The sequence below is a fragment of the Actinoplanes sp. URMC 104 genome (genome assembly GCF_051386375.1).
Taxonomy (GTDB): Bacteria; Actinomycetota; Actinomycetes; order Mycobacteriales; family Micromonosporaceae; genus Actinoplanes.
Window position 1 is genome coordinate 680,130 of sequence record NZ_JBPQTO010000002.1, and the last position, 23,249, is coordinate 703,378.

The 23,249-nt window shown below is 72.6% G+C and carries 27 protein-coding genes; 11 read left to right on the plus strand and 16 right to left on the minus strand.

From position 1 onward, the window contains the following. Window positions 1-76: 76 nt before the first annotated feature. Window positions 77-1,426, plus strand: a complete 1,350-nt coding sequence (gene phoA / locus ACSNN8_RS04085; RefSeq protein WP_436647039.1) for an alkaline phosphatase — start codon at window positions 77-79, stop codon at window positions 1,424-1,426. Here the strand turns inward: phoA and ACSNN8_RS04090 are convergent. The 11 genes from ACSNN8_RS04090 to ACSNN8_RS04140 form a co-directional block, all read right to left on the minus strand. Next, on the minus strand, window positions 1,395-1,679 hold the full coding sequence (locus ACSNN8_RS04090) for a ferredoxin (protein ID WP_436647040.1): 285 nt from the start codon (window positions 1,677-1,679) through the stop codon (window positions 1,395-1,397). The genes phoA and ACSNN8_RS04090 overlap by 32 nt on opposite strands. Continuing rightward, window positions 1,676-2,899, minus strand: a complete 1,224-nt coding sequence (locus tag ACSNN8_RS04095) for an NADH-ubiquinone oxidoreductase-F iron-sulfur binding region domain-containing protein (protein WP_436647041.1) — start codon at window positions 2,897-2,899, stop codon at window positions 1,676-1,678. The genes ACSNN8_RS04090 and ACSNN8_RS04095 overlap by 4 nt, the downstream gene beginning before the upstream one ends. Beyond that, on the minus strand, window positions 2,896-3,945 hold the full coding sequence (locus tag ACSNN8_RS04100; RefSeq protein ID WP_436647042.1) for a ferric reductase-like transmembrane domain-containing protein: 1,050 nt from the start codon (window positions 3,943-3,945) through the stop codon (window positions 2,896-2,898). Before ACSNN8_RS04100 ends, ACSNN8_RS04095 begins: the two co-directional genes overlap by 4 nt. Further along, on the minus strand, window positions 3,942-4,841 hold the full coding sequence (locus ACSNN8_RS04105; protein WP_436647043.1) for an FAD:protein FMN transferase: 900 nt from the start codon (window positions 4,839-4,841) through the stop codon (window positions 3,942-3,944). Before ACSNN8_RS04105 ends, ACSNN8_RS04100 begins: the two co-directional genes overlap by 4 nt. A gap of 1 nt (window position 4,842) precedes the next feature. After that, entirely contained in the window at window positions 4,843-5,088 is a 246-nt protein-coding gene (locus ACSNN8_RS04110; RefSeq protein WP_436647044.1) for a hypothetical protein, read from the minus strand. A 108-nt stretch (window positions 5,089-5,196) separates the two neighbouring features. Beyond that, window positions 5,197-5,814: a response regulator gene (locus ACSNN8_RS04115; RefSeq protein ID WP_436647045.1), complete on the minus strand. Its 618-nt coding sequence runs from the start codon at window positions 5,812-5,814 to the stop codon at window positions 5,197-5,199. After that, complete coding sequence (locus ACSNN8_RS04120; protein WP_436647046.1) at window positions 5,811-6,974, minus strand: sensor histidine kinase; 1,164 nt, start codon at window positions 6,972-6,974, stop codon at window positions 5,811-5,813. The genes ACSNN8_RS04115 and ACSNN8_RS04120 overlap by 4 nt, the downstream gene beginning before the upstream one ends. Next, entirely contained in the window at window positions 6,935-7,726 is a 792-nt protein-coding gene (locus ACSNN8_RS04125; RefSeq protein WP_436647047.1) for an ABC transporter permease, read from the minus strand. The genes ACSNN8_RS04120 and ACSNN8_RS04125 overlap by 40 nt, the downstream gene beginning before the upstream one ends. Beyond that, window positions 7,723-8,559, minus strand: a complete 837-nt coding sequence (locus ACSNN8_RS04130; protein ID WP_436647048.1) for an ABC transporter ATP-binding protein — start codon at window positions 8,557-8,559, stop codon at window positions 7,723-7,725. The genes ACSNN8_RS04125 and ACSNN8_RS04130 overlap by 4 nt, the downstream gene beginning before the upstream one ends. Before the next feature lie 80 nt (window positions 8,560-8,639). Beyond that, window positions 8,640-9,398 carry an ABC transporter permease gene (locus ACSNN8_RS04135; RefSeq protein ID WP_436647049.1) on the minus strand — a complete coding sequence of 253 codons (759 nt, stop codon included), beginning with the start codon at window positions 9,396-9,398 and terminating at the stop codon, window positions 8,640-8,642. Further along, entirely contained in the window at window positions 9,395-10,300 is a 906-nt protein-coding gene (locus tag ACSNN8_RS04140) for an ABC transporter ATP-binding protein (RefSeq protein ID WP_436647050.1), read from the minus strand. Before ACSNN8_RS04140 ends, ACSNN8_RS04135 begins: the two co-directional genes overlap by 4 nt. A gap of 69 nt (window positions 10,301-10,369) precedes the next feature. On the opposite strand from ACSNN8_RS04140, the gene rnhA reads away from it, so the two are divergent. The 8 genes from rnhA (at window position 10,370) to ligD (ending at window position 18,217) form a co-directional block, all read left to right on the plus strand. Continuing rightward, window positions 10,370-10,837, plus strand: a complete 468-nt coding sequence (gene rnhA / locus ACSNN8_RS04145; protein ID WP_436647051.1) for a ribonuclease HI — start codon at window positions 10,370-10,372, stop codon at window positions 10,835-10,837. 73 nt (window positions 10,838-10,910) lie between these two features. Continuing rightward, entirely contained in the window at window positions 10,911-11,915 is a 1,005-nt protein-coding gene (locus ACSNN8_RS04150; RefSeq protein WP_436647052.1) for a hypothetical protein, read from the plus strand. A gap of 106 nt (window positions 11,916-12,021) precedes the next feature. Continuing rightward, window positions 12,022-12,393: an MmcQ/YjbR family DNA-binding protein gene (locus tag ACSNN8_RS04155; RefSeq protein WP_436647053.1), complete on the plus strand. Its 372-nt coding sequence runs from the start codon at window positions 12,022-12,024 to the stop codon at window positions 12,391-12,393. Between the two features lie 203 nt (window positions 12,394-12,596). Next, window positions 12,597-13,616, plus strand: a complete 1,020-nt coding sequence (locus ACSNN8_RS04160; protein ID WP_436647054.1) for a LacI family DNA-binding transcriptional regulator — start codon at window positions 12,597-12,599, stop codon at window positions 13,614-13,616. Window positions 13,617-14,057: 441 nt separating this feature from the next. Further along, a complete protein-coding gene (locus tag ACSNN8_RS04165; protein WP_436647055.1) occupies window positions 14,058-15,368 on the plus strand; it encodes an ABC transporter substrate-binding protein in 1,311 nt (436 codons plus the stop codon). 52 nt (window positions 15,369-15,420) lie between these two features. Next, window positions 15,421-16,314, plus strand: a complete 894-nt coding sequence (locus ACSNN8_RS04170) for a carbohydrate ABC transporter permease (RefSeq protein ID WP_436647056.1) — start codon at window positions 15,421-15,423, stop codon at window positions 16,312-16,314. After that, entirely contained in the window at window positions 16,311-17,204 is an 894-nt protein-coding gene (locus tag ACSNN8_RS04175; protein ID WP_436647057.1) for a carbohydrate ABC transporter permease, read from the plus strand. The genes ACSNN8_RS04170 and ACSNN8_RS04175 overlap by 4 nt, the downstream gene beginning before the upstream one ends. A gap of 50 nt (window positions 17,205-17,254) precedes the next feature. Beyond that, the gene (gene ligD, locus ACSNN8_RS04180; protein ID WP_436647058.1) at window positions 17,255-18,217 is read left to right on the plus strand and encodes a non-homologous end-joining DNA ligase; all 963 of its coding nucleotides are present in this window, start codon (window positions 17,255-17,257) and stop codon (window positions 18,215-18,217) included. Here the strand turns inward: ligD and ACSNN8_RS04185 are convergent. After that, window positions 18,214-19,029, minus strand: a complete 816-nt coding sequence (locus ACSNN8_RS04185) for an SAM-dependent methyltransferase (protein WP_436649400.1) — start codon at window positions 19,027-19,029, stop codon at window positions 18,214-18,216. The two genes, ligD and ACSNN8_RS04185, sit on opposite strands and share 4 nt — an antisense overlap. A 50-nt stretch (window positions 19,030-19,079) precedes the next feature. On the opposite strand from ACSNN8_RS04185, the gene ACSNN8_RS04190 reads away from it, so the two are divergent. Continuing rightward, on the plus strand, window positions 19,080-19,622 hold the full coding sequence (locus ACSNN8_RS04190) for an arylamine N-acetyltransferase (protein ID WP_436647059.1): 543 nt from the start codon (window positions 19,080-19,082) through the stop codon (window positions 19,620-19,622). On the opposite strand, the gene ACSNN8_RS04195 is transcribed toward ACSNN8_RS04190, so the two are convergent. After that, complete coding sequence (locus tag ACSNN8_RS04195; protein ID WP_436647060.1) at window positions 19,606-20,082, minus strand: GNAT family N-acetyltransferase; 477 nt, start codon at window positions 20,080-20,082, stop codon at window positions 19,606-19,608. The genes ACSNN8_RS04190 and ACSNN8_RS04195 overlap by 17 nt on opposite strands. Window positions 20,083-20,157: 75 nt before the next feature. On the opposite strand from ACSNN8_RS04195, the gene ACSNN8_RS04200 reads away from it, so the two are divergent. Continuing rightward, window positions 20,158-20,856 carry an SDR family oxidoreductase gene (locus ACSNN8_RS04200; RefSeq protein WP_436647061.1) on the plus strand — a complete coding sequence of 233 codons (699 nt, stop codon included), beginning with the start codon at window positions 20,158-20,160 and terminating at the stop codon, window positions 20,854-20,856. Here the strand turns inward: ACSNN8_RS04200 and ACSNN8_RS04205 are convergent. From ACSNN8_RS04205 to ACSNN8_RS04215, 3 genes are read right to left on the minus strand one after another with little or no spacing between them, the layout of a single operon-like run. Next, window positions 20,825-21,376 (minus strand): adenylate kinase, encoded by a 552-nt coding sequence (locus tag ACSNN8_RS04205; protein WP_436647062.1) that lies wholly within the window; start codon window positions 21,374-21,376, stop codon window positions 20,825-20,827. The two genes, ACSNN8_RS04200 and ACSNN8_RS04205, sit on opposite strands and share 32 nt — an antisense overlap. Before the next feature lie 4 nt (window positions 21,377-21,380). Then, window positions 21,381-22,043 carry a response regulator gene (locus ACSNN8_RS04210; protein WP_436647063.1) on the minus strand — a complete coding sequence of 221 codons (663 nt, stop codon included), beginning with the start codon at window positions 22,041-22,043 and terminating at the stop codon, window positions 21,381-21,383. Then, complete coding sequence (locus ACSNN8_RS04215) at window positions 22,040-23,155, minus strand: sensor histidine kinase (protein WP_436647064.1); 1,116 nt, start codon at window positions 23,153-23,155, stop codon at window positions 22,040-22,042. The genes ACSNN8_RS04210 and ACSNN8_RS04215 overlap by 4 nt, the downstream gene beginning before the upstream one ends. Between the last annotated feature and the right edge of the window lie 94 nt (window positions 23,156-23,249).

Below are 23,249 nucleotides of genomic sequence, written 5' to 3' on the forward strand. Positions count from 1 at the left end.
CCTCGCCACCGGAGTGTCGACTCCGGCTGATGGCGTGGTGCCGACCATGCATCAACGCATATTGGAGTGCGCACTCATGAATGCCCTGCGTTCGAAGAAAACGCTGGCCCTGGTGGCGGCCGCGATCGTCGCGGTACCGTCGGCCGCCCTGGCCGGCGACGCGCACCAGGACCGCACGTGGGCCGCCCAGCGGGCGATCAAGGGCGGGCAGGCGCGCAACGTCATCCTGCTGATCGGCGACGGCATGGGTGACAGCGAGATCACCATCGCCCGCAACTACCAGGTCGGCGCGAACGGCCGCCTGGCGATGGACACGCTGCCGCTGACCGGCGCCTACACCACGTACGCGGTGCAGAAGGCGGACCCGTCGAAGCCGGACTACGTCACCGACTCGGCCGCCTCGGGCTCGGGCTGGGCGACCGGCCGCAAGACCTACAACGGCGCGATCTCGGTGACGCCGGACGGCAAGCCCCAGCCGACGATCCTCGAGCTGGCCAAGGCGTCCGGATACCGTACGGGCGACGTCACCACCGCCGAGCTGCAGGACGCCACGCCGGCCGTGCTCGGCTCGCACGTGGTCAGCCGCGACTGCAAGGGCCCGGACGCGATGGCCACCTGCGCGGTCAACGACAAGGTCAACGGCGGCGCGGGCTCGATCGCGGAGCAGCTCGTGCAGACCAAGCCCGACCTGCTGCTGGGCGGCGGCAAGCAGTACTTCGACCAGACCGTCAAGGCCGGCGCCTACCAGGGCCGGACCGTGACCGAGCAGGCGCAGGCCAACGGCTACCAGGTCGTCACCGACGCCGCCGGGCTGGCCGCGGCCAAGGGCGACAAGCCGATCCTGGGGGCGTTCGCCAAGAACAACATGGACCTGGAGTGGGTGGGCCCCACCCCGACCCGCACCGGTACGGCGCCGGCCAAGTGCGCCGTCAACGCGGCGCGCAGCCCGAGCCAGCCGCACCTGGTGGACATGGCGTCGAAGGCGATCGACGTGCTCGACAAGCAGACCCGGCACAGCAAGCGGGGCTTCTTCCTGCAGATCGAGGGCGCGTCCATCGACAAGCAGGACCACGCCGCCAACCCGTGCGGTCAGATCGGTGAGACGGTCGGCTTCGACGCCGCGATCAAGAAGGTGCTCGAGTACCAGAAGTCGCACCCCGACACCCTGGTGGTCGTGACCGCCGACCACGGCCACACCAGCCAGATCGTCGAGGAGGCCACCCTGGGCTACACCGCGACCCTGGTGACGCACGACGACGCCAACATGACGATCTCGTACGCCACCTCGGAGATCACCGGCTCGCAGCAGCACACCGGCACGCAGGTCCGGATCGCCGCGGGCGGCCCGCAGGCGGCCAACGTGCTCGGCGTGACCAACCAGACCGACCTGTTCTTCACGATGAAGCGGGCGCTGGGTCTGCGCTGACCAGCCGCAACGCCAGGGCCGGGCACCGGTCCACCGCTTGCCGTGCCGCCGGTTCCAGAGCCGGCGGCACGGCCAGGTCGCCGCGAGGCACGGTCAGGTCGCCGCGCGGCACGGTCAGGTCGCCGCGCGGCACGGTCAGGTCGCCGCGCGGTGCCGGGAAGCCCCAGTCGTCCTCGGCGAGCAGCTCGGGCAAGAGCCCGGCGCAGACCCCGCGCCCGTCACACGCTGTCCAGTCGATGTGCAGCCGGCTCATCGGGGCGTCTCCCCCGCGAGGCAACGGCCGGTGAGGTGCGCGGCGACGTCCGCGTGGAAGGCACGCAGAGCACTGTGGATCAGCCGGGCGGTGCCGTCGGGGTGGCGGCACGCGCCGCGGCCGGCAACCAGCCGGGCGAGCCGGGAAACCTCGTCGGGCAGCCCCGGCCGAGCGCGAAAGCAGGCCAGGTCGCCCAGCGTGCTCGCGAGCCGCGGCAACCCGTTCACGCAGGGCCCGCACTGACCGGCTACCTGCCCGGCCAGGTAGCCGACGATCCGGGCCGTCTCGGCCAGACCGCACGCGCCCACCGGCAGCGCCACGATCACACCTGCGCCGGGACCGGCACCGTACGGCGCGAGGGCCGCGCGACTGATCCGCAGCGCGGGGTCGGCCGGCACCCAGCCGCCGTGGTAGCCGCCGACGAGCACCGCGGCCAAGTCGGCGGTGACACCGCCCGCGGCCGCGATCAGGTCACCGAGCGCAACACCGTAGCCCGCCTCGATCACGCCGGGTGCCCGCACCGCGCCACTGACCGTGGCCAGAAACGTGCCGGGCTCCTCCGGTGTGCCGGCCGTGCGGAACCAGCCGGCGCCGTAGCGGGCGATCATCGCCAGGTGCGCGAGCGTCTCGACGTTCTGCACCAGTGTCGGCGCGCCGCCCGGACCCGCCTCGGTGATGCGCACCAGCTTGTCGGCCGGCACCGCGCCACGACCCGCGACGGCCGCCGCCGCTGCCGACTCCTCGCCCGCCACGAACGCGTCCGGCGCGGCCACCAAGGTCACCGGCACGCGGTCCAGGCCGGCCCTGCGGCGGGCGTCGATGATGGACCGCAGCGTCCCGTGCGACGCCGCCGGCACATAGAGAGTGGCGCTGCGGGCGCCGAGGGCGGCCAACTGCAGGCCGTCGAGGACCAGATGCGGGGCGTACGCCAGCAGGGCCCGATCCTTGCCGCTGGCCGGCTCGCCCTCCGCGCCGTTCGCGATCACGATGGCCGGCCGGCGGGTCGCCGCGACCGCGCTGAGCTTGCGCCACACCGGGAAGCCGGCGCCGCCCCGCCCGGTCAGCCCGGCGTCGCGGGCCAGGCCGATCACCTGGCTGGTGTCGAGGTGCGGCATCCGGCCGTGCCGGGCCAGGTGGGTGTCGAGCCGGCCGTCCGGGTTGCCCGCGAGCAGCCGGAGCTGCACCGAACTTCCGGGCGGCGCTTCCGCGACGCTGGTCATCGCATGTCCTCCAGAGTGCCGGAACCCGCCGGCAACGACGACCGGCCGGGCTGAGCGAACGACGAAGTGCCCGGACCCGCCGGCGACGACGACCGGCCGGGCTGACCGAACGACGAAGTGCCCGGACCCGCCGGCGACGACGACCGGCCGGGCTGACCGAACGACGAAGTGCCCGGACCCGCCGGCGACGACGACCGGCCGGGCTGACCGAACGACGAAGTGCCCGGACCCGCCGGCGACGACGACCGGCCGGGCTGAGCGAACGACGAGGGGTCGGGATTCGTCGGCGACGACGGCCGGCTGGGTTGAGCGAACGACGAAGTGGCTGGACCCGCCGGCGACGACGACCGAGCGGGCTGAGCGAACGACGGGGTGCCGGGCCCCGCCGGCGACGACGGCCGGGCAGGCTGAGCGGACGACGAGGGACCGGGCCGGGCGGGCGGTGAGGCGGCGGGACCGGCCGGGGATGACGGGAGGGGTTGCAGCCGCGGGTGGATCCGGCGGCGGGCGCGCTGGGGGAAACGGGTCAAGGTCGGTGAGACGCGCCAGAAGGCAGCGGCCAGGACGGCTGCGGCACACACGGCGGTGATCGACCAGAGCCACACCGTGCCGTTGTCGGAGCCGGTGCCCAGGCCGTGCAGCAGGGCGATCGGCCAGCAGACGTACGCCAGCCAGTGCACGAGCCGCCAGGCGCGGGCGCCGAGGCGGTGCCGCAGCAGGCTGGTCACCACGACGGCGAGCACGAGGTCGAACGCCAGCGTGCCCAGCCCCTGCCAGACCGGGCGGTAGTTGCCGGCGAAGGGCAGCACGATGTCGAACACCCGCAACTGCGCGTACGGGTCGAACAGCAGGCTCACCACGTGCCCGGCCAGGAACACCACGGCGAGCAGGGCGGCGTTGCGGTGCAGCAGGCTGACCACGAACGCGGGCAGGCCGAACGCCGTACGCCCGCTGCGGGCGCCGATGCCGAGCGCAACGACGACGCTGAGCAGCACCAGCGAGACCACCCCGCTGCCGCGCGCGAAGTACCACAGCGCGTCGGTCACGACGGCCACCCGCCCAGGCGCACGACGTCGAGACCGGGCGTGACGAGCCGGCTGGGCGCGCCGCCGAGCAGGGCCGGAGCGCCGTGCCCGCGGACGATCGCCGCGGTGCTGAGGGTGTTGGCGAGCAGGCACGTGGGTGCGGCGACCGAGACCGTACGCCAGACGCGTGGCGCGGGAAGGCCGGTGCGCGGGTCGAGGATGTGGTGCAGGTGCCCCCACGTGCGCGACGCCGTGCTGGACGTGGCCAGGGCCGCGCCCGCGGGGAGCCGTACGGTGCAGGAAGGATCGTCGGGCTGGTCGCGTACCAGCACCCGCCAGCCCCCGACGGGCGCAGCACCGGCCGTCGCGATGTCCCCGCCCAGCGCGACCAGCACGCCCACGCCGAGCCGGGCCGCGACCGACGCCGCCGCCCGGTCGGCCGTGACAGCCTTGGCCGTCGCGCCCAGGTCGAGCAGCACCCCGCCGGGCACGGTGAGCTCGCGGCCGCGCAGCCGCACCGACCGCCAGTCCGGGGAGGCGAACACGCGCACGGCGGGGGCCACCTCCCGCCCGGTCAGCGCCGCGAAGTCCCGGTCGTAGCCCAGGCCGCACAGCGCCGCCCCCACGGTCGGGTCGACGTCGCCGCCGGTTCGCCGGGCCGCCGTGAGCGCCGCGCCGACCAGCTCGGCCAGCAGCGGGCTCACCGTGACGGTCCGTCCGGCGGCGCAGGCGAGGCGCAGCTCGGAGTCGTCGCGGAACCGGCTGCACGCCCGGTCGACGGCGGCCACCTCGTCGCGGACCAGCGCCGCCGCTTGCTCCGTACGGCCCGGGTCCGTGACCACGACCCGGGCGACCGTCCCCCACACCGCCCACTGCGCGGTGCCCGCCCCGACCGGCAGCGTCTCGATCAGCGGCATCTCACGACCCTCCCGAGGTCGCGGCCGGACCATCGTCGCTGCTGCCGCCGCCGTCGCCGGAGACGGCAGGCCAGTCGTCGGTGGTGGTGGTGCTGCTGCTGGTGTCCGGCTGCTCGGGCACCGTCGCCGACGAGCCCGACTCGGACGCGTACGCCGCCGCGGCCACCGCGACGGTCCCTGCCGCGCCGGCCGCCACCAGCACTCCGGTGAGCAGCGCGGCCCTGCGCCGGCCCGTCTGAAGATTCATGCCTGCCTCCGTTCGCGGTCCCCACTGGTTGACACCGCAACCACGGTCCGCGTTCCGCCTCGCCCGGGCCTGTGACGACGCTTGGCAGTGTCTGTGAACCTGGGGCCGCTAGAGCAGCCCGTGCTCCATGGCGGTCGTGACCGCGGCGGTGCGGTCGGCGACGTCGAGCTTGTTAAAGGCCCGCAGCAGGTGCGTCTTGACGGTGGCCTCCGAGATGAACAGCTGCCTGCCGATGTCGGCGTTGGTCAGGCCGCGGGCCACCAGCCGCAGCACCTCGATCTCGCGCGCCGACAGGGCCGGCGGGGCGGGCCTGCGCACCTGCCGCACCAGGGTGGAGGCCACGCTGGGCGCCAGCACGGTCTCGCCGCGGGCGGCGGCGCGGACGGCGTCGGCCAGCTCGGCGGGTGAGGCGTCCTTGAGCAGGTAGCCGCCGGCGCCGGCCTCGATGGCCCGCAGGATGTCGCGATCGGACTCGTACGTGGTCAGCACCATCACCCGCACCCCGGGCGCCGACGCGACGATCTGCTCGGTGGCCGACACGCCGTCGCCGCCGGGCATCCGCAGGTCCATCAGCACCACGTCCGGGCGCAGCGCGACCGCCTGCGCCACGCCCTCGGCGCCGGACGACGCCTCGCCGACGACCGTGAGGTCGGGCTCGGCGTCGAGCATGCCCCGCAACCCGTGCCGGACGACCGGGTGGTCGTCCACCAGCAGAATCCTGATCACGCCGGAACCTCCACTTCCACGGTCGTCCCGAGGTCGGGGTCGCTGCGTACGGTCACCACGCCCTTCACCTGCTCGGCACGGGAGCGCATGCCCGCCAGACCGTAGCCGTCGGCCGCGCCGGGGACGAACCCGCAGCCGTCGTCGCGCACGACGAGGCGTACGGAGGCCGGGGCGTACGCCAGCAGGACCGCGGCCTCGTTGGCGTTCGCGTGCCGCCGTACGTTGGTCAGGGCCTCTTGCGCCGCCCGCAGCAGCACGACCTCGACCGCGGTGGGCAGCGACCGCTCGTCGCCGGTGACGCGCACGGTGGCCTTGACCCCGGACTCCTCCTGGAAGCGGTCCGCCTGACGGCGTACGGCTGCGGGAAGAGAACCCGACGCGAGCGCCGAGGGAGACAGCGCGGCGACCAGCTCGCGGGCTTCGGCCAGGTTCTCGCGGGCCGTGCGTACGGCCAGGGCGATCTTCTCGTCCTGCAGGCCCGGGTCGGCCGCCTGCAGAAGCGTGATGATGCTGGTGAAGCCCTGCGCCAGCGTGTCGTGGATCTCGGCGGCGAGCCGGGCCCGCTCGGCCTCGCGGGACAGCCGGGCCACCTCGGCGCGGCTGCTCTCCAGCTCCACGATCAGACGGCGCCGCTCGGTGCTCTGCTCGACGACGCGGACGATCCAGAAGCCGAAGAAGAGGCCGGCGGCGCCGGAGATCAGCGCGATCACCAGGTCGGGCCCGAACGCCGCGGGCCGCAGGACCAGGTCCGACACCGGCATCACGAGCGTCGTGACGATCACCGCGATCACGGCGTGCCGCAGCTTCACCAACTGGAAGATCAGCGGCATGACGGCGAACAGCGCCCAGTTGGCCACCGGCACCGCCACCACGGCAACCGCGAACAGCGCGAGCTCGGCGGCGAGCAGGCCGGGCCGTTCCTGCTCCCGCACGATGGCCCGGTGCCCGGCCGCGGCGTGCAGCACGACCAGGCCGGCGAGCGCGGCCACCGACACGAGGCGCGCGCTCAGCGAGAACTCGTCGGCGACGAGGACCGCGGCCGCCACGGCGACCGCGATCACTGCCAGATACAGGTTCCACAGGGCCGTGTACCGGTGGCCGGCCGCGTCGGCCGAGCCGCTCACCGGTCCGCGCGGGTCCATCGGAACGTCATCAGGCACAGCACCAATCCGATCACACACCAGGCGCCCAGCACCAAGGCGATGCGGCCCAGCTCCCACTGCCCGGCCGGCTCGTTGACCTTCATGCCGTCGGGCAGGAACACGTACCGGAAGCCCTGCGCCATCCACTTGACCGGGAAGATCGACCCGAGCGTGATCAGCCACTGCGGGAACTGGGTCACCGGGTAGACGAAGACGCCGGAGATGAACTGCAGCGCGACCACCGGCACGTTGAGGATCGCGCCGGCCGTCCGGGCGTGCTTGACGATGACGCTGACCGCCATGCCGAGCAGCGAGCAGCAGACCACCGACAGCAGGAAGATCCATGCGAACGCCAGCCAGTGCGACGCATCCGGCAGCGACATGCCGAACACCAGCGCGCCGACCCCGATCATCAGCACCGCCTCGGCCACGGCCAGAGCCAGGACCAGCAGGAACTTCCCGATGATGTACGAGGTGGAGGTGAGCGGCGTGCCGTGCAGGCGTTTGAGCGTCCCGTCCTCACGGTCGAGGGCCAGCCCCGAGCCCATCGTCACGAACGCGGTGGTCAGGATCCCGTACGCCAGCATGCTGGCCGAGAAGACGTGGGCCGCGGTGACCCCGGGCTGGTTGTACTGGTCGTTGAAGATCGTGCCGAACAGCAGAAGCAGCATGGCCGGGAAAGCGAACGTGAACACCAGCGCGGTACGGTCCCGCCGGAACTGGAGCAGCTCGATGTGTCCGCGGCTGACCCCGAGAGAGAGGGTGCTCATCGGTGCGCTCCGATCAGGTTGAGGTAGGTGTCCTCGAGGGTGGGCCGGGTGATGGTCAGCGTGCTCAGGTCGGCCTCCTCGGCGACCAGCTTGCGGATCAGCTCGGTGGGGTCGGGCACCAGCTCGGTGCGCTGCACCCCGTCGTCGGTCCAGGAGACGTACGCCCCGGCCGACGCGCGCCCGCCGAGCGTGGCCGGCGTGCCCTCGGCGACGATCTCCCCGCCGGCCAGCACGGCCAGCCGGTCGGCCAGCGCCTCGGCCTCTTCCAGGTAGTGCGTGGTCAGCAGGATCGTGGTGCCCTCGGCGGCCAGCGCGCGGATCAGGTCCCAGAACTGGCGGCGCGCCTGCGGGTCGAAGCCCGTGGTCGGCTCGTCGAGGAACAGCAGGTCCGGCCGCCCGACGATGCCGAGTGCCACATCCACCCGGCGCCGCTGACCCCCGGAGAGCGTACGGATCCTGCTGTTCCTCTTCCCGGTGAGGCCGACCAGCTCGATCACCTCGTCGGCCGGTCGCGGCCCGGCGTAGAACCCGGCCACGTGCCGCACCAGCTCGCGCACGGTCAGATCGGCGGCGTCGTCCGCGTCCTGCAGGACGATGCCGATCCGCTCGCGCCATTCCTTGCCGGCGGTGCCGGGGTCGGCGCCGAGCACCCGCACCTCGCCGCCGTCGCGGCGGCGGTGTCCCTCGAGGATCTCGACGGTCGTGGTCTTGCCGGCGCCGTTCGGGCCGAGCAGGGCGAACACCTCGCCGCGGGCCACGTCGAGATCGATGCCGCGGACCACCTCGTGTCCGCGATAGGCCTTGCGCAGGCCCCGCACCTCAATGGCTGTCATGCCTTCGATCGTGCTTTGCCGCGGGGTGCCCGCGCGACGACCGCGCGGTCGTCATCGGCTGTCCACCGATCGACGGACAGCTACTCCCAGCGGAACTTGCGCGCGGCCGCCGTCACGAAGACGACCGCCCAGACGCCGAGGCTGAGCCAGATCGCCCCCGGCACGCTCGCGTCGTGCGAGAGCGTCGCGCGCAGGGCCTCGGCGTGCGCGGCCAGCGGCAGCAGGAACCAGCCGACCGTGCCCAGGTCGGGAGCGGCGAACATGATGCCGCCCGCGGCCAGCATCAGCACGTAGATCAGCGTGGCCGCGCCCGTGGTGGCCTCGGGTCGCAGCACGCTCGCCATGAGAAGGGCCAGGCCGCTGTACGCCGCGGTGGCGAGCACGGTGACGCCCAGCGCGGGCAGGATCTGGCCGAAGTGCGGCCGCCAGCCGACCGCCACGCCGACCAGCGCGAGCACGAGCAGCTGCAGCACGATCAGCCCCAGCACGGCGGAGGTCTTGGCGAACAGCAGCCCCGGCCGGCTCAGCGGTGAGGCGCCCAGCCGCTTGAGCACGCCGTAGCTGCGCTCGTATCCGGTGGTGATCGCCTGCCCGGTGAACGCCGTCGACATCACGGTCAGCGCCAGCACGCCCGGCACCACGAAGGCCAGCCGGTCGTCGCCGGGCACGTTGGTGGCCTTCGTCAGCCCCGCCCCGAGCAGGACCAGCAGCGGTACGCCCATCGCCAGCACCACGGCCTCGCCGCGGCGCGCGGTCAGGGTCAGCTCCATGCGGATCTGGCTGGCCACCACGCTGCGCATCGGGGCACGGCCGGGGGCGGGGGCGAACACGCCGCTCATCGGTTGACCTTCTCACCGCTCGTCAGGGCCAGGTACACGTCCTCGAGGGTGCGCCGGCGCGTGTTCACGGCGGTGACCTGCGCGCCCGCGGCGGCGAACCAGCCGAGCACGTCCGCGATGACCGCCGCGTCCAGCGTGCCGGTGATCGCGTACTCGCCCGGGGTCGCCTCGGTCACCTGGACGTTCGGGGGGAGGCGCAGACCGGGATCGGCGCGCACCTCCAGCAGGTCGATGCCGGCCACCCTGGTCAGCTCGGCCGGCGAGCCGGTCGCGGCGACCACACCGGAACGCATGATCACGACCTCGTCGGCCAGGCGCTCGGCCTCGTCCAGCAGGTGGGTGGTGAGCAGCACCGACACGCCGTCGGCGCGCAGCTCCTCGATCAGCCGCCACGTGGTGTGCCGGGCCTCGGTGTCCATGCCCGCGGTGGGCTCGTCGAGGAACACCAGCTCCGGACGGCCGACCAGCGCCACGGCCAGCGACAGGCGCTGCTGCTCGCCGCCGGAGAGGCGACGCCACCTCGTACGCTCGAATTTGCGCAGGCCGAGGCGGTCGAGCAGCATGTCGGTGTCGAGCGGGGTGGCGGCGAAGCTCGCGAACAGGCGCAGGATCTCGCCGGCGGTCGCCCAGGGATAGACGCCGCCCGACTGCAGCATGATCCCCAGGCGGGGCATCAGCGCGTCGTGGTCGTCGACGGGATCCTGGCCGAGCACCCGGGCCGAGCCAGAGTCCGGCCGCCGGAAGCCCTCGCACACCTGGAGCAGGCTGGTCTTGCCGGCGCCGTTGTGCCCCAGCAGCGCCAGCACCCGGCCGCGCGGGACCGTCAGCGACACGCCGTCGACGGCGGTCGTGTCGCCGTAGCGCACGACCACGTCCCGTAGCTCGACCGCCGCGTCCGTCACGGTCACCCACTTTACGTGCCGCGCGTTGCCACCCGGCCGTGGGCAGGCAGGCACCGTTAGGGTGCTCACATGACCGTGGTGGAGATCTACACCGACGGGGCCTGCGTACCCAATCCCGGCCCCGGCGGCTGGGGGGCCGTGCTGCGTTACGGCACCAAGGAGAAGGACCTGTTCGGCGGCACCGCGGCATCGACCACGAACAATCGCATGGAGCTGATGGCGCCGATCCGGGCGCTCGAGACCCTCAACCGGGCGCCCATGACGGTCAAGCTCTACACCGACAGCATCTACGTGCGCGACGGCATCACGAAGTGGATCCCGCGCTGGTCCACCAACGGCTGGCAGACCTCCGCGAAGCAGCCGGTCAAGAACGTCGACCTGTGGCAGCGGCTGCACGAGGCCGTCCGCCGGCACGACGTGCAGTGGCACTGGGTGAAGGGCCACGCCGGCCACCCCGAGAACGAGCGCGCCGACCGCCTGGCCGCCCGCGGCCTGCAGGAGGCCGTCGCCTCGGGAGGCGTCGTCGGCGGCGCCTGACCGGCGTTCCTACGATCGTGGTACGTCGAACGGGCCATAGCTGCCGGTCTATCAAATCCGGGAAAATCGACGCATGACCGCGCCCGGCGACCTCGTACTGATCTTCATCCTGCTGGCCCTCTTCGTCGCCTGCTGCAGCTATGCCGTCGGCCGCCTCCACCAGCGCTACCAGCTGAGGCAGGACCGCGAGGAGGCGTACCGCGACGGCTACGAGACCGCGTCGAGCCGGGTCTTCAGCCTCGCCGCCCGGCTGGCCGCGCCCAAGCGGTCGGGGCGCGGCTCGACCGGGGCGCTGAACGCCGCCGCCGCCAAGGCGGCCGCCGGCGCGGCGCCTTCCGCCAAGTCTTCCTCCGCCGGGTCGTCCTCCGCTGGGTCGTCCTCCGCTGGGTCGTCCTCCGCTGGGTCGCCCTCCGCTGCTGCGCCATCGTCCGCCGCGCCGTCCTCCCCCGCTGCGCCGTCGCGGCCTTCTGGTAGTGCGCCGTCGCAGCGCTCTGCCGCCGACGCCGCGGCGCGCCCGACGGCCGGCGATCCGACCTCCCGGCCCGCACCCGCCGAGGACGGCCGGCCCACCCCCGCGGCCGCCTCCGGCGTGGACGGACGACCCGCCGCCGCGGCCGGGCACCGCCGGACGCAGGTGGCGAGCGTCAAGCCCGACTCCCCCGCGGCCGACCCCGGACGCGCCGTCCGCCACCAGGGCGTAGGCGTCCCGGCCGAGTCCGACGCCGCCCCGGTGCCCGGCGGCTCGCTCGGCTTCCCCGCTCCCCCGCCGCCGCCGCGGAACACCGTGGCGGAGCCCTCCGCGGTCGGCGGCGTCAACTACCAGCCGTTCCCGGAGCCCCGCCCGTCCGACGGCCGCGGCCCGGTCCTGGGCCGCCGCGCCGCCGACTCCCCCGCCCCCGAGGCGCCCGCCGAGAAGCGCGAGGGCGGCAAGCACACCGTCCCCGACGAGCTCGTGCAGGCCGCGACCTACCGGCTCCCACCCGACCGCGTCTTCCGCGCCAAGGTCCCCAACAGCACGCCGCTGCCCGAGGAGCCGACCACCAACCTGTCGTCCGTCCCCAAGCCCCGCCGCTCCTGAGGCCCGTACCCTCCCGGCCGTCCGCTTCTGCGTCGACCGCTCGCGGTACAGAAGTGTCGACCGCTCGCGGTAAAGAAGTGTCGTACCCCCGCCGTAGGGTCTTCGCATGGTCACCGTCGATGATGTCCGGCAGGTCGTCCGCGGCCTGCCGCGCAGCTCGGAGCATCTGATCGCCGACCGGGTCAAGTTCCGCGTCGGCAGCATCGTCTATGTCGCGTTCTCCCGCGACGAGACGGTCATGGGGTTCGCTTTCCCCAAGGAGGAGCGCCCCTTCCTCATCGCTTTCGACCCCGCCACCTTCCACGCCCCCCGCGAGTCCGAGCTGCGGTTCAACTGGATCGAGGCGCAGATGTCCCGGCTGGACGTCGACCGGATGACCGAGCTGGTGCTCGACGCCTGGCGCATGGTCGTGCCCAAGAAGGTGTGGACCGCGTGGCAGCAGCAGGTCGAGGGCACGACGGCGAGCGAAGGGCGGTGACGGCCGGCGACAGTCAGCGTCGCAGCCGGGCGACCATCTCCTCGGGCTACAGATCGCGGTCGTCCTCGGGGCCGGCCCGCGCGAGCGGCGTGCCCGCGATGCCGGCGTAGACGCCGGCCACGGCGTCGGCCGCGGGACCAGCGCAGAGGGACGAAGGTCAATGTCATACTGGGTCGTCCCGCCGCTGCGATGCTCGGAGCGTTATGTCCGTCGACGATGTGACCGTTCGCCGACCGACGTTGACCCAGGTGGCCGAGCTCGCCGGGGTCAGCCTCAAGACGGCGTCCCGCGCGCTCAACCGGGAGCCGAACGTCGCCCCCTCCACGGGCCGCCGGGTGCGCGACGCGGCCGACCTGCTCGGCTACCGGCTCAACGGGATCGCCCGCGAGCTGCGGCGCGGGGCCACCTCGGCGCTCGTCGGGCTCGTGAGCGGAGATCTGGCCAACCCGTTCTACTCGGCGGTGGCCAGCGGAATCGAGCGGGAGCTGCGCCAGCACGGGCTGCTGCTGATCACCGCGAACAACGACGAGGACGCCGTGCTCGAGCGCAGCCTCGTCGAGGCGTTCCTGGAGCGGCGCGTACGGGCCCTGCTCGTCATCCCCAGCGCCGACGACCACGAGTACCTGGCCGTCGAGGGCAACCGCGGCGTGCCGTTCGTGTTCCTGGACCGGCCGCCGGACGGGCTCGCCGCGGACGCCGTGCTGATCGACAACGCCGGCGGCGCGCGCTCGGCCGGCGAGCACCTGCTGGCCGCGGGCCACACGCGGATCGCTCTGGTGGCCGACCTGGCCCGGATGGCGCCGCAGCGCGCGCGGATCGACGGCTTCGTGGGGGCGATGCGCGCCGCGGGCAACGACGCCTGGGAGCCGTACCTGCGGACCGACGTGCACGACGTACGCCACGCGGAGCGCACGGTGCGGGAGTTGCTGGCGCTGGACCAGGCCCCCACCGCGATCTTCACGACCAACAACCGGCTCACCACCGGCGCCCTGCGCGGGATGCGCGGGCTCGGCGGCGACGCGCCCGCGCTGGTCGGGTTCGACGACTTCGACCTGGCCGACGTGCTGGGCACGACCGTCGTGGCGCACGACATGACCGCGCTCGGGCGGGAGGCCGCGCGCCTCGCGTACGAGCGCATCAGCGGCCATTCCGGCCCCGCCCGGACCATCGTCATATCCACGTCTATCATTGCGCGCGGCTCGGGCGAACGCCGTCCTTCTTAGACGTTCGCCGGGGCCGCGCCCTTACACCAGCGAGAGGCCGGCCGCAGCGTCGTCCACAGGCGCCGAAGTGACACCGCAAGCAGCAGAGCCCGCCTGTGGACAGGCCCCGGCATCGGCCCCGCCGGACGTAGGGTCGGCGCCACGTCCCTGGGTGGGCGGGGGAGGCGGTGGCCCACCGGCACAGAAATGAACACGGACGGCGGCGCTGCGGGAGGAGGGAGCGTCCGAAATGGGCCGAACCTCGGCGGGCGGCGCGACTTCGAAGGGCGCCGAAACAGCGATGAACGCCGATGAAGCAGCAGGTCAGCTCGCTTGCGCTCAGGTAACGACCGAGAGCGCACGTAACGACACGGAAACAGCCGTTGACACGTGTGCGATCAGGCGGCACGGTACTCCCCATCGCGTGACAACGATGTCAATACTTCGATGGGAGAAAATAGGATGGCCTTCAGTCCTGGTAGGGGCGTCGGGCGAGCTGGTCGGACGGGCCGCACTCGGCGGGCTGCGGTGGCAGCCGTCGGTGTCGCCGCGCTCCTGACCGCCGGGGCCTGCGGGTCCAACGACGACAGCGGCGGCGGGTCCGGGTCGACCAAGGTGGAGGTGTTCACCTGGTGGGCCGACGGCGGTGAGAAGGCCGGCCTCGACGGGCTGGTCACCCAGTTCGGCACCGACTGCGCCGGGCAGACGTTCGAGAACGGCGCGGTCGCCGGTGGCGCCGGCGCCAACGCGAAGTCCGTCCTGGCGTCGCGCCTGCAGCAGGGCACCCCGCCGGACACGTTCCAGGCGCACGCGGGCGCCGAGCTGCAGGACTACATCAACGCCGGTCAGGTCGAGGACATCAGTGCCGACTACGACTCGTGGGGCCTCAAGCAGGCGTTCCCGCAGGGTCTGATCGACAACCTGACCGTCGAGGGCAAGATCTACTCGGTCCCGGCGAACATCCACCGCGCCAACGTGGTGTGGACCAACAAGAAGGTCCTGTCGTCCGCGGGCATCACCAAGGACCCGGCCGACATGACCGCGTTCCTCGCCGACCTCGACAAGGTCAAGGCCAAGGGCATCAAGACCCCGCTGGCGGTCGGCAAGGACTGGACGCAGCTGATGCTGTTCGAGTCGGTGCTGATCACCGACCTGGGCGCCGACAAGTTCACCGGGCTGTGGAACGGCTCGACCGACTGGAACGACGCCGCGGTCACGAAGGCGATCAACGACTTCAAGCAGCTGCTCACCTACACCAACACCGACCGCGACGCGCTCGACTGGACCGACGCGGAGAAGCTGGTCATGGACGGCAAGGCGGCGTACCAGCTCATGGGTGACTGGGAGGCGGCCGACCTCGACGCCAAGGGCTTCAAGGACTACGGCTGGTTCACGTTCCCGGGCAACGGCGCGACGTTCCAGTGGCTCGCCGACTCGTTCGTGCTGCCCAAGGGCGCCAACAACCCCGAGGGCACCAAGTGCTGGCTGAAGACGGTCGGCTCGGCCGCCGGCCAGAAGGCGTTCAACACCAAGAAGGGCTCGATCCCGGCCCGTACGGACGCCGCCCCGGCCGACTACCCGAAGTACCAGCAGGCCGCGATGGCCGACTGGAAGTCCGCCAAGCAGGTTCCGTCGTGTGCGCACGGCTCGGCGTGCTCGCAGGGCTGGCAGGGCGCGGCCAACTCGGCTCTCGGCGCGTTCAGCACCAACCAGGACGTCGCCGCGCTGCAGAAGGCCCTTGCCACCGCCGCGCAGCAGTTCGTCAAGAAGTGATTGCCGGGCGGGGCGGCGCGAGCCGTCCCGCCCGATCCATCAAGGAGCCCTGATGCGCCGACTCCGGCACTGGGGACCGGGCCTGCTGCTGCTCTCCCCCTCGTTGATCCTGCTCGCCGTCTTCGTCTACGGCCTGATCGCCTGGACGACCAAGGTCTCCGTCTCCGACGAGCACAACGCTCTGGGGTCGAAGGGCTTCGTCGGCCTCGAGAACTACACCAAACTGTTCACCGACGACATCAACGACCGGTTCACGCACTCGCTGAAGAACCTGCTCATCTTCACGGTGGTGTTCCTGGTCGGCGCCATGTTCTTCGGCCTGCTCTGGGCCTTCATCCTGGAGCGCGGGGTCAGGGCGGAGGGCTTCTTCCGTACGGTCTATCTGTTCCCCATGGCCGTGTCGTTCGTCGCGTCGGGCGTCGTCTGGCGCTGGCTGATGAACCCGAACAAGGGCGAGAACGCGGGCGGCCTCAACGCCGTACTCGGGGGCCTGGGTCTGGATTTCGCGCAGAGCACCTGGTGGACCAACCCGTCCTGGGGCATGGCGTCGATGGCGATCCCGGCGATCTGGCAGCTGTCCGGGTACGTGATGGCGCTGTTCCTGGCCGGGTTCCGCGGCATCCCGCAGGAGCTGCGCGAGGCCGCGGCCATGGACGGCGCATCGACGTACCGGCTGTATCGCAACGTCATCTTCCCGCAGCTCACGCCCGTGGCGCTGTCCGCGCTGATCATCCTCGGCCACATGTCGATGAAGATGTTCGACCTGATCATGAGCGTCTCGGGCCCGCAGTGGCTCACCGAGGTGCCCGCGGTCTACGTCTGGCAGACGTTGCTGACCAGCGACTACGCCAAGGCCGCCGCGATCTCGATCATCCTGCTGCTGCTGGTCGCCGTCGTCATCGTGCCGTACTTGATCTACACGAACCGGGCGGAGAAGAACGCATGACGACCACGTCGATCGAGGCGCCGCCGCCCGCCAGCGTCGAGACGCTCAAGCCCAGGAGCAAGCCCCGCCACCGCAGCGGGCCGGCATCGATCCTCAAGTACGCGCTGGCGCTGCTGTTCCTGCTGATCGTGCTGATGCCGCTGTACGTGCTGATCGTGACCAGCTTCAAGGCGGGCTCCGACATCGGTGTGACCAGCCAGTGGAACCTGCCCGAGAAGTGGACGTTCGCGTCCTGGGACAAGGCCTGGACCGCGCTCCAGCCGTCGTTCATCCGCACCTTCGAGCTGGCGATCCCGGTCGCGGTCATCTCGTCGCTGATCGGCGCCGCCAACGGGTTCGTGCTCAGCCGCTGGCGCTTCCCCGGCGCCGACGTGGTGTTCACGCTGATCCTGTTCGGCATGTTCATCCCGTACCAGGCCGTCATGATCCCGTTGCGCGAGATCGTCACGACGCTGGGCATCCCGCCGGGGATCACGACGCTGGTGTTCGTGCACTGCGTCTACGGCATCCCGATCTGCACGCTGATCTTCCGCAACTACTACGCCACCACGGTCCCCGAGGAGCTCATCGAGGCGGCCCGGGTCGACGGCGCGGGGCTGCTGCGCACGTTCGGCCGGATCATCCTGCCGATCTCCATCCCCGGCTTCGTGGTCACGGTCATCTGGCAGTTCACCTCGGCGTGGAACGACTACCTGTTCGCGATCTTCCTGTCGAACACCCGCAACGGCCCGATCACCATCGCGCTCAACGCGCTGGCCGGCGCCCAGTCCCCCGACTACGCGGCGTCCATGGCCGGCGCGCTGATCACGTCGCTGCCGACGCTGCTGGTGTACGTGCTGCTCGGCCGCTGGTTCATCGGCGGCCTCATGGCGGGGTCGGTCAAGAGCTGACTCGAGGTCCCCGGCACGCCGACCGGCGTGCCGGGGGCGCATACGGCACGATGAGGCGCATGGCGGAGGCTGAGGAACGAGCCGGGGTCAAGCTGACCAACCTCGACCAGGAGCTGTTCGAGGGCGCGGGCGCGACCAAGCGCGACCTGGTCGACTATCTGGACGCCGTGCGCGACGCGATGCTGCCGGTGCTGCGCGACCGGCCGCTGTCGGTGGTGCGGCTGCTGCGCGGGCAGGACCAGTTCATGCAAAAAAATCTGCCCAAGTACACGCCCGACTGGGTGCCGCGGACGTCGGTGTGGGCCGAGGCGTCGCACCGCGAGGTGACGTACGGGCTCTGCAACGACCGCCGGACGCTGCTGTGGTTCGGCAACCAGCGCGCCATCGAGTACCACCCCGCGCTGATGCTCGCCGGTTCCACCGCGCCGACCCATCTGATCATGGATCTGGACCCGCCCGAGGGTGAGCACTTCCGGCTGGCCGTGGCCGCCGCCCGGCTCGTCCGCCGGGCCCTCGCCGACGCGGGCATGGCGGGCGCGGTCAAGACCAGCGGCTCCAAGGGCGTGCACGTCTTCGTCCCGCTCGACGGCACGTCCGACCCCGAGGAGGTCGCCGCCGCCACCCGGGCGGTCGCCGCGCGCGCCGAACGCCTCGACCCCGAGCTGGCGACCACGGCGTTCATCCGCGAGGACCGGCACGGCAAGGTGTTCCTCGACGCCACCCGCTCCGGCGGCGCGACGGTCGTGGCCGCGTACAGCCCGCGCGTGCGCCCCGGCGTGCCCGTCTCCTTCCCGGTTCCGTGGGACGACCTCGACGACGTGACCCCCGGCGACTTCACGGTCCGCACAGCGCCGGCCCTGCTCGGCGACCGCGACCCGTGGGCCGCCGCGATGCCGGAACCGCAGGCGCTCGACCAGGGCCTGATCGACGAGGGCCGGACGATCCCGGTCGCCCGCGTGCAGGCCATGCACGAGGGCAAGCGCCGCGCCAAGGCCCGGCGCGAGGCCGGCTAGCGCTTACGGGCGACGGCGCCGTACACCGAGACGTGCGCGGCCGGCGGCGGGGTGGTGCCCGGGTCGGGCCGCCACTCGCTGACCACGGTGAGGCCCGGCTCGAGCTGCTCGAGGCCGTTGTCGTCGAGGAACCGGGCGATCCGCGCGCCGGAGCGTCCCTCGAAGCTGCTCGCGCCCTTGACCTTGCCGCCGGCCAGGGCCTCGGCGGTGCCCGGCGGCAGGAAGTCGGCGGTGGCGTGGGTCAGCGCGAGGAAGCTGCCCGGCGGCACCGCGCGCATCAGCGTGGCGATCGCCGCGTTCGCCTGCTCGTCGTCGTGCACGAAGTGCAGCACCGCGATCAGCATCACCGCGACCGGCTCGCGCAGGTCGAGAGTGGCGGTCAGGTCGGGATGCCCGAGGATCTGCTCGGGTTCGCGCAGGTCGGCCGGGATGTACGCGGTACGCCCGCGCGGGTCGCTGGTGAGCAGGGCCCGGGCGTGGGTCAGCACCAGCGGATCGTTGTCGACGTAGACGACCCGCGACTCGGGCGCGATGCCCTGCGCGACCTCGTGGGTGTTGTCGGCCGTGGGCAGCCCGGTGCCGATGTCGAGGAACTGGCGGATGCCGTGCTCGCGGCTGAGCAACCGGACCGCGCGCTGCAGGAACCGCCTGTTCTCGACCGCGGCCGTACGGATGTGCGGGAACGCGGCCTCGATGGCGTCGGCCGACTCCCGGTCCGCGGCGAAGTTGTCCTTGCCGCCCAGCCAGTAGTTATACCGCCGCGCCGGATGCGGCACCGTCGTATCCACAGCCGACCGTCCACTGTCACCCATTGCGCCCGCCACGCGATCACCATAGTCGATGCGCCCGATACGCTCGGCCCGTGGATTCGGCGATCGGGCACTCCTCGGGGCTGCCCGCGCCCGAGGCTCCGCACGGGCGCTGGCTCGTGGACCTCGGCATGGGCGACGGGTTGCACGAGCCGCTGCCGCTGGCCGAGGGCACCTACCGGCAGGGGCCCTTCACGTACGGGCTGCGACCCTCGCGCGCCGAGGCGGGCGGGTGGCGTTTCGACCACGACCCGCGCGGCGGGTTTCTCGGCATGGACTTCCGGTCGGAGGCCGCGGAGATGTCCGCGTTCGCCGCGCAGCACGAGCACCTGTCGACCTCGCCGGAGTCCGGGTTCGTGCGGACGGCGACCGTGCAGCGCCGCGACGCCGAGGGCACCGACGTCGTCCGCGGGCTGGTGCTGACACGGACGGCCGAAGCGGAGACCCGTACGGTGCTGGAGCACGAACGGGACTACTTCGCCGCGCTGGCCGACGTCTTCGGGCTCACGCTCGACGACGTCACGGCCGCCGAGCGGGCGGCGCTGTGGCGGCGGCTCGCGGACTCGCACGAGCGGTGGGTCAGCGGTCGAGCCTGAGGAGGGTCTCCTCGATCTCGGCGCGGCGGCCGTTGGCGTACGCGACCTCGGTGCCGATGACCGTGAAACCGGCCCGGCGCAGCACCCGCAGCGACGCCGCGTTGTCGCTCGCGGCGCGGGCGTGCACCGGGCGTACGGGAATGGTCTCCAGCAGCAGGGCCAGCGCCCGGCCCGCGATGCCCCGGCCCCGGAACGACCGGTCGATCCAGTACGTCACCTCGGTGCGGCCGTCCATGACGTAGTTGCCGGCGGTGCCGACCAGGCGCCCGTCGGCGGTGACCGCGTGCAGGGCGGCGTCGGGCAGCGCTCGGACCCGGGCCATGTGGGCGTCGAACGCGGCGCGGTCGTCGGGGTCCTCGGCGGTGAAGGCGGCCATCCGCACCGACTCGGGGTCGCGCATCTGCTCGAACAGCGCGTCGAGGTCCGCGTCGTCGATGGGCCGCAGCGCAACGTCAACCATGCGCCGCATTCTGCCCCGTCCGGTCGAGGGCGTGGGAACCCCACGGGGCCACGACGGGCTGGCAGGCTGACCCCCATGGTTGATGCGCGAGCGCTCGTGGTCGGCGCCTCCAGCGACATCGGCCGCGCTGTCGCGGTCATGCTGGCGTCGCTGGGGATGCCGGTGACGCTGTGGGGCCGCGACCGGGACCGGCTGCGGCAGACGGCGGAGCTCTGCCCGGACGCGACGGTCGACGTCGTCGACGTGACCGACGCCGCCGACCTGCAGCGAGCCGCGACCGAGCTGTCCGCGAGCGGCCCGCTGGGCGTCGTCGTGTACGTGGCGGGCCTGTTCGACTGGGCGCTCGCCGACCAGGCCGACCCGGCGGTGTGGAAGCGGCTGTTCGACGTGAACCTGACGGCCGCCGCCACCCTGACCACCCACGTGATCGGCCCGCTGCTCGCGGCGGCGCCCAGCAGCCTGATCTACATCGGCTCGGGCGCGGCCCATCAGGCCTTCCCCTACAACGCCGCGTACGTGGCGAGCAAGCACGGCCTCGCCGGGCTCGCCGAGGCGGTGTTCCTGGACGTCCGAGACCGCGACGTGAAGGTCAGCCTGATCTCCCCCGGGCTGGTCGCCGCGGGCGGCGGTCTCACCTCGCCGGCCGGGCAGCAGCGGCCGCAGGAGCTGCTCGCAGCCGAGGACGTCGCGGAGGCGGTGCGGTTCGTCGTCACGTTCCCGGCCCGCGGCTGCCCGACGCAGATCAGGCTCCAGCCGCAGCGGAACCCGGTCTGACCCGGGGCAGGGTGGCGAACCAGCGCTCGACCTCGGCGGGCGAGCGCAGCAGCACGGTCTCGGGATAGTCGGGGCTCGCCTGCCACTTGCGCATCCGCTCGCGCTTGCGGCCGAACGACTTCATGTGGAACAGCAGCAGCGACTCGCGGCTGAGGAACGCGTTGCGGACACTCTCGTAGTTGCCGTTGCAGGTGGGCGTCCGCCGGACGATGCGGGTGACGGTGCGGCGCAGCAGGCGGCCCCACGAGCGCCACCGGGGCAGGTCCAGCCCGACGATCAGATCGGCCCGCTGCAGCGCCAGGTCGTGCCACATCCCGTACGCCGCGTCGATCACCCACGCGTCGGCGGCGAGCAGCTCGCGGATGACCGTACGCTGGTCCGCCTCGGACAGCGGCACCCAGCCGGGCTGCCAGGTGAGGTCGTCGATCGAGTGGTAGGGCAGGCCGAGCCGCTCGCCGATGCGCGCGGCCAGCGTCGACTTGCCGGAGCCGGTCACCCCGTAGACCAGGATCCGTTGCATCAGGTCACGATAGCGGGCCGGCCAGGCCGTCCTCGAACGCGACGATGACCAGCTGCACCCGGTCGCGGACGCCGAGCTTGGCGATCGCCCGGGTGATGTGGGTCTTCGCCGTCAGGGGGCTGATCACCAGCTCGCGCGCGATCTCCTCGTTGGACAGACCGGACGCGACCAGCCGGACGACTTCGCGCTCGCGGTCGGTGAGCACCGCCAGCCGGTCGGCGCCGGGCGACGCGGCCGCAGCGACGGGCCGGTGCGCGAACTGCCCCACCACCCGCCGGGTGACGCTGGGCGACAGCAGCGCGTCCCCGGCGGCCACCACCCGTACGGCCTGGCGCAGCCCGTCGGGGCCGATCTCCTTGGTCAGGAAGCCGCTCGCGCCGGCCGCGAGCGCCGCGAAGACGTACTCGTCGGTCTCGAAGGTCGTCAGGATGATGACGCGGGTGGCCGGGCCGTGCGCGAGGATCTCGCGGGTCGCCGTGATGCCGTCCATGCCCGGCATGCGAATGTCCATGAGGATCACGTCGGGCTGCAGCGCGCGGGCCGTGCGGACGGCCTCGTCGCCGGTCGAGGCCTCGCCGACGACCTGGATGCCCTTGTCGCGCCGGAGCAGGCTGCGGAAGCCGGCGCGGACGAGGTGCTGGTCGTCGGCGAGCAGAACCGAGATCATCCGCGCTCCACCGGGATCGTCGCCCGGACGGCGAAGCCGCCGCCCCGGCCCGCGCCCGCGGTGAGCGCGCCGCCCAGCGCGGCCACCCGCTCGCGCATGCCCGCGATGCCGTTGCCGTCGACCACCTGCGCGGGCGCGTGACCGTCGTCCTGCACGTCGACCACCACGCTGGCCGGGGCGTAGCGCAACGTGACCGCGACGCGGGTGGCGCCGGCGTGCCGCACGGTGTTCGTCAGCGCCTCCTGGACCACCCGGTAGATCGCGGTCGCCACCGGCGCGGGCACGTGGGCCCGTTCGCCGAACTCGTTGAGCGACACGGTCAGCCCCGCCCCGCGCACCTGCTCGGCGAGCCGTTCGAGGCCGTCCAGCCCTTCGGACGGCTCCGCGAGCGCCGGGGCGCCGCCGTCGCGCAGCACGTCGACCAACGACTTCAGGTCCGTCATGGCCTTTCCGCGTACGTCCTGAGCCAGCCGCAGCGACGAGCGGGCCTCGTCGGGATCGTCGTCGAACGAGTCGAGCGCGACGTTGAGGTGCACGCCCACCACCGCGAGCGTGTGCGAGACGACGTCGTGCAGGTCGCGGGCGATGCCGACCCGCTCCTCGGCCCGCCGGCGCCGCGCGTCCAGCTCCCGCTCGTGCTGGTCCTGTTCCAGGCGCAGCGCCATCTCGTGCTGCCAGCGGCGGGTGCTGACGAACGCGGCCGAGGCCGCGAGGACCGCGGCGAGCAGCAGCGCCTCCCCGCCGACGTGGGCGAGCGTCCACTCGCCGCCGTGCGTGTGATCGATGTAGCCGTCCCACGCGACGCCGTAGAGCAGAGCCATGCCGCCCGCGACCGCCGCGAAGCGCAGGTGCCCGGCGAGGACCACGGCCACGAACGCGGCGCCGGCCGGCCACACCCAGCCGGAGCCGACGAAGAAGCCGCCGCGCAGGGCCGCGATGATCAGGAGCGAGAGCACCAGGACCGTACGGGACCAGGCCTGGGCGAAGAAGGCGAGGACGGCCAGCCAGAAGGCCAGCACGACGGTCAGAACGGTGTCGACGTTGCCGCCGGTGACGGCGAGCCCGGCCGGAACGCCGGCCAGGGTGACTGCCGGTGCGAGAAGTCTGTTCATGACCGCGACGCTAGGGCCGTCCCCCACCCGGGCACGTCGTCCTGCGACGGTCACTTCCATCGACGCCTCCCGACTACGGGGTACTCCCCCTGGA

What these genes read in the sequence shown, in the direction of transcription:
- ACSNN8_RS04125 (WP_436647047.1), bottom strand. Translation starts at nt 7,726, where the DNA reads ATGAGCACCCTCTCTCTCGGGGTCAGCCGCGGACACATCGAGCTGCTC.
- ACSNN8_RS04130 (WP_436647048.1), bottom strand. Translation starts at nt 8,559, where the DNA reads ATGACAGCCATTGAGGTGCGGGGCCTGCGCAAGGCCTATCGCGGACAC.
- ACSNN8_RS04200 (WP_436647061.1), top strand. Translation starts at nt 20,158, where the DNA reads ATGGTTGATGCGCGAGCGCTCGTGGTCGGCGCCTCCAGCGACATCGGC.
- ACSNN8_RS04135 (WP_436647049.1), bottom strand. Translation starts at nt 9,398, where the DNA reads ATGAGCGGCGTGTTCGCCCCCGCCCCCGGCCGTGCCCCGATGCGCAGC.
- ACSNN8_RS04155 (WP_436647053.1), top strand. Translation starts at nt 12,022, where the DNA reads ATGGTCACCGTCGATGATGTCCGGCAGGTCGTCCGCGGCCTGCCGCGC.
- ACSNN8_RS04095 (WP_436647041.1), bottom strand. Translation starts at nt 2,899, where the DNA reads ATGACCAGCGTCGCGGAAGCGCCGCCCGGAAGTTCGGTGCAGCTCCGG.
- ligD (WP_436647058.1), top strand. Translation starts at nt 17,255, where the DNA reads ATGAGGCGCATGGCGGAGGCTGAGGAACGAGCCGGGGTCAAGCTGACC.
- ACSNN8_RS04210 (WP_436647063.1), bottom strand. Translation starts at nt 22,043, where the DNA reads ATGATCTCGGTTCTGCTCGCCGACGACCAGCACCTCGTCCGCGCCGGC.
- ACSNN8_RS04165 (WP_436647055.1), top strand. Translation starts at nt 14,058, where the DNA reads ATGGCCTTCAGTCCTGGTAGGGGCGTCGGGCGAGCTGGTCGGACGGGC.
- ACSNN8_RS04185 (WP_436649400.1), bottom strand. Translation starts at nt 19,029, where the DNA reads ATGGGTGACAGTGGACGGTCGGCTGTGGATACGACGGTGCCGCATCCG.
- ACSNN8_RS04090 (WP_436647040.1), bottom strand. Translation starts at nt 1,679, where the DNA reads ATGAGCCGGCTGCACATCGACTGGACAGCGTGTGACGGGCGCGGGGTC.
- ACSNN8_RS04215 (WP_436647064.1), bottom strand. Translation starts at nt 23,155, where the DNA reads ATGAACAGACTTCTCGCACCGGCAGTCACCCTGGCCGGCGTTCCGGCC.
- ACSNN8_RS04160 (WP_436647054.1), top strand. Translation starts at nt 12,597, where the DNA reads ATGTCCGTCGACGATGTGACCGTTCGCCGACCGACGTTGACCCAGGTG.
- ACSNN8_RS04150 (WP_436647052.1), top strand. Translation starts at nt 10,911, where the DNA reads ATGACCGCGCCCGGCGACCTCGTACTGATCTTCATCCTGCTGGCCCTC.
- ACSNN8_RS04105 (WP_436647043.1), bottom strand. Translation starts at nt 4,841, where the DNA reads ATGCCGCTGATCGAGACGCTGCCGGTCGGGGCGGGCACCGCGCAGTGG.
- ACSNN8_RS04170 (WP_436647056.1), top strand. Translation starts at nt 15,421, where the DNA reads ATGCGCCGACTCCGGCACTGGGGACCGGGCCTGCTGCTGCTCTCCCCC.
- ACSNN8_RS04110 (WP_436647044.1), bottom strand. Translation starts at nt 5,088, where the DNA reads ATGAATCTTCAGACGGGCCGGCGCAGGGCCGCGCTGCTCACCGGAGTG.
- phoA (WP_436647039.1), top strand. Translation starts at nt 77, where the DNA reads ATGAATGCCCTGCGTTCGAAGAAAACGCTGGCCCTGGTGGCGGCCGCG.
- rnhA (WP_436647051.1), top strand. Translation starts at nt 10,370, where the DNA reads ATGACCGTGGTGGAGATCTACACCGACGGGGCCTGCGTACCCAATCCC.
- ACSNN8_RS04175 (WP_436647057.1), top strand. Translation starts at nt 16,311, where the DNA reads ATGACGACCACGTCGATCGAGGCGCCGCCGCCCGCCAGCGTCGAGACG.
- ACSNN8_RS04195 (WP_436647060.1), bottom strand. Translation starts at nt 20,082, where the DNA reads ATGGTTGACGTTGCGCTGCGGCCCATCGACGACGCGGACCTCGACGCG.
- ACSNN8_RS04205 (WP_436647062.1), bottom strand. Translation starts at nt 21,376, where the DNA reads ATGCAACGGATCCTGGTCTACGGGGTGACCGGCTCCGGCAAGTCGACG.